This is a genomic window from Bradyrhizobium sp. SHOUNA76 (assembly GCF_023006445.1).
Taxonomy (GTDB): domain Bacteria; phylum Pseudomonadota; class Alphaproteobacteria; order Rhizobiales; family Xanthobacteraceae; genus Bradyrhizobium.
Window position 1 is genome coordinate 1 of sequence record NZ_JALBHA010000610.1, and the last position, 3370, is coordinate 3370.

Consider the following 3370-nt stretch of genomic DNA (forward strand, 5'->3'; position numbering starts at 1 on the left):
GCCGGCAACTCCAGCACCGTCGGCGCTCCCGACAGCCGCTCGCGCCAATAGCCGAGCCGGCGTTCCAGCCGCTCGCCCGAGAGCCAGTCCCGCTGCCACACTGCATAGTCCGCGTACTGAACCGCAAGCGGCGGCAAAGGTGCGGGGAAGCCGGCGGCATTCGCCGCGTAGAACGTTCCGACCTCCCGCAGCAACACGCTCATCGACCAACCGTCGGCAGCAATGTGATGCACCACCGCCACCAGCACGTGGTCGTCATCACCAAGTCGTATCAACCTGACCCGAAAAGGGTGTCCCTTGGTCAGATCGAATGGCAACGAGCACTCCCGCGTAACGATGCGACGCACGCGAGCCTCGATCTCCTCCTCGGAGTCGGCACCGCTGACGTCGTCGACCGGCAGCTCGACCCGGTACGAGGAATCGATTGTCTGCAGACCTTGGCCGCCTACCGTCGCAAGCCGCGTCCGCAACACCTCGTGACGCTCGACCAGATCGCCAACGGCCTGCTCCAACGCTGCGACGTTCAATTTTCCGTGCAGGCGCACCATCGCCGGCATGTTGCGGAAATTGCCAAAACCCTCGATCTGCTCCAGCAGCCACATCCGCTCCTGCGCAAAGGACAACGGCATGAACCGCTCCCGCGGCGCGACGGGGATCGGATCTTCGACCGCGTCGCCGTTCAGCCGATTGAAGAGCGCAATGATGTCACCCTTCTGCTCCAGCAGCTTCTTCTTCAGGCTTGGAGTGAGCTGCCGGTTTGAATCCCTGATCCGGAGATCATTGCCGTCGCGTGCCAAGTTGATGCCGCGCTGGCGGAGTTCGTTAAGCAGTTCGATGGTATTCAAGGCACCACTCCTCTTCGGGCTGAGGCACAATTCCGGCTCGCTTGGCCCGCACCCCGCTACGGGAGGAGTTGCACGAACGCTTCCAGCCAGACTGGCGTCATGGCCACGAAACCGAGATTTCCTGAGCTTCGATCTTTAGCATCCCACACTGACCGCAACCTGACGGTGACCTTCACATCGTGGTACCAAGCGAGTCGCGCATCACTTCGATCCAATGAGGAAGCCGCCGCCGCCAGCATTGAGGTGGGCACCGGTGACGAAAGACGCCTTTTCGGACAGCAGCCACACTACCGCTTCCGCCACCTCGTCCGGCCGCCCAAAGCGCCTCATCGGAATGCTGGCCTCGACCGCCGCCCGGTCGGGACTCGTTCTCATGTATTCGATCATGTCGGTGTCGGTGAGACCGGGGCGCACCACGTTGACGCGGACCGCCTCGGGCGCCACCTCCTTGGAAAATCCCATCGTGAACACGTCAACGGCTCCCTTCGAGGCGGAATAGCTCGAATGGCCGAGGCGCCCTCCATTGGTCGCCGCCATCGACGATATGTTCACAATGCTGCCACCCGAGCCGCCGTTCTTCCTGGACATGCGCTTGGCCGCCTCGCGGCAGCAGAGCATGAGGCCGACGACATTGACGGCGAACATGCGCTCAAGCTGCGCGGTCTCCAGCGCCTCGACGGGATTGTGGAAGCCGATGCCGGCGGAATTGACCAACCCGGCGATCGGTCCGAGGCTCGCCTCCGCTGTCTTGAACATTGAGACGACGTCCGCCTCGCTGCTGACGTCGGCCTTGATCGCGACGGCGCGACGGCCAATAGCCTCGATCTCGGCGACGATCGATTTCGCGGAGGCCTCACGTTCCCGGTATGCGATCGCCACGTCCCAACCGCACTCGGCCGCACGGCTTGCCGACGCACGACCGATGCCGCGCGCGCCGCCAGTCACCAAACAAACCTTGTTCATGTCACTCTCTCCTTCCAATCTTTTGGAACAGGGACCAACGCAGCCCCGCCACAATCATCGCCCGCCATGGAACGTCGTGAAGCGATCACGCGGGTGTTCGGTCATGCCGCTCCAATTCGGCGAGCACCTGGAGGGCTTTGATATGTGCCGCAATCGCCTTAATGCCGGGCTCTTCGAGCATCGAATAATGATCGCCTTCGATGAAAATGGTCTCGTCTCCATCGGGAGAGGCGGGATCCGCGAGTTGGCTCGCGAGCGGAAACCGCATCGTGCCGATCTTGGGCCGAAGAAAGCTCAGGGATAGCGGAATGCGCTCCGGCTTGTAACCACACAGCGACAGCGTGTTCTTTCGATACATCTCGAACAAGTCTTTCAGATCGGCAGGCGCGAAGGTCCGCGCTGCGGCACCGTCCGGAACCAGAGAACGCGACAAGGCATCGAAACGATCGGCTTGCGATCCGGAATGCTCCGCCGCGAAGCCGGGCGGCGTCTTGACTTTCAGCGTTCGGTGCATCAGCAACACGAAACGTCGCCAGATCACGATGTCCTCGAGCGGCTGTTGAGATGCGTGCGCTCCCATCGGGTCGATCAGGGCAGGCCACGCCTTCTTGCCGAGGGCAAAGAGCTGCCGGCATATCTCATATGCAATCGTTCCGCCGAGCGACCAGCCGACGACCACATAAACCGGGCCGGCGTCGATACGCAGGATCTCCTGAACGTAGTCGGCCGCAATCTGCTCCAGCGATTGCGAGGCGCCGGATTGCACGGATTGGAGCCCGTAGATGGTTTGATCACGCCCGAGGCTGCGGACTAGCGAATTGTAGCAGGAAACACCTCCGGTGATGGGGTGAACCAAAAAGAGCGGTCCCGCGTCCCCCGCCTGGAGCAGCACGATCGGCTTCGTCCGCGCGGTCTCGCTCGCATTCTCTGGGACAGGCGAGAACGAACGCTTCGAGACCGTGAGCTGCGTGCCGATCCCGGCGATGGTGGGCGCCTCGAACAGGACGCGGAGCGGGAGGTCGACGCCGAGGCGGTCGCGCACGCGCGCGGTCAGGCGCGTCGCCAGCAGCGAGTGGCCGCCGAGCTCGAAGAAGTTGTCGTGCACCCCGACCCTCTCAAGCCCCAGCACCTCGCACCAGATCTGCGCTAATCCTTCTTCGGTTGCGTTGCGCGGCGCTTGATAGGCCTGCTGCGCATAGGCGTCGCCCTCTGGCGCCGGCAGTGCGCGGCGGTCGGTCTTGCCGTTCGGCGTCAGCGGCATCGCATCGAGCCGCACGAAGGCCGACGGCAGCATGTAGTCGGGCAGGCTCTGCTGCAGGTGGCTGCGCAGTGTGGCCGCATCCGCCGAAGCGCCTGCTTCATGGCCGACGACATAGGCCACCAATCGCCTGGCACCGCCGTCCTCGCGCATCACGACCACGGCCTGGCGCACGCCGTCATGGCGCAGCAGCGCCGCCTCGATCTCACCGAGCTCGATCCGGTAGCCGCGCAGCTTCACCTGATGGTCGATCCGCCCGAGATACTCGAGCTCGCCATCAGCGCGCCAGCGCACCAGGTCGCCG

Annotated in this window: 3 protein-coding genes; all 3 read right to left on the minus strand. The window is 63.7% G+C overall.

The features are described 5' to 3' along the window. Window positions 1-845 (minus strand): condensation domain-containing protein (locus MOV74_RS34275; protein WP_246931397.1); only part of this gene is annotated, 845 nt, incomplete at its 3' end. A gap of 201 nt (window positions 846-1046) precedes the next feature. Then, on the minus strand, window positions 1047-1808 hold the full coding sequence (locus MOV74_RS34280; RefSeq protein WP_246931398.1) for an SDR family NAD(P)-dependent oxidoreductase: 762 nt from the start codon (window positions 1806-1808) through the stop codon (window positions 1047-1049). Window positions 1809-1893: 85 nt separating this feature from the next. After that, on the minus strand, window positions 1894-3370 hold a 1477-nt coding region (locus MOV74_RS41070), incomplete at its 5' end, for an alpha/beta fold hydrolase (protein WP_309486862.1).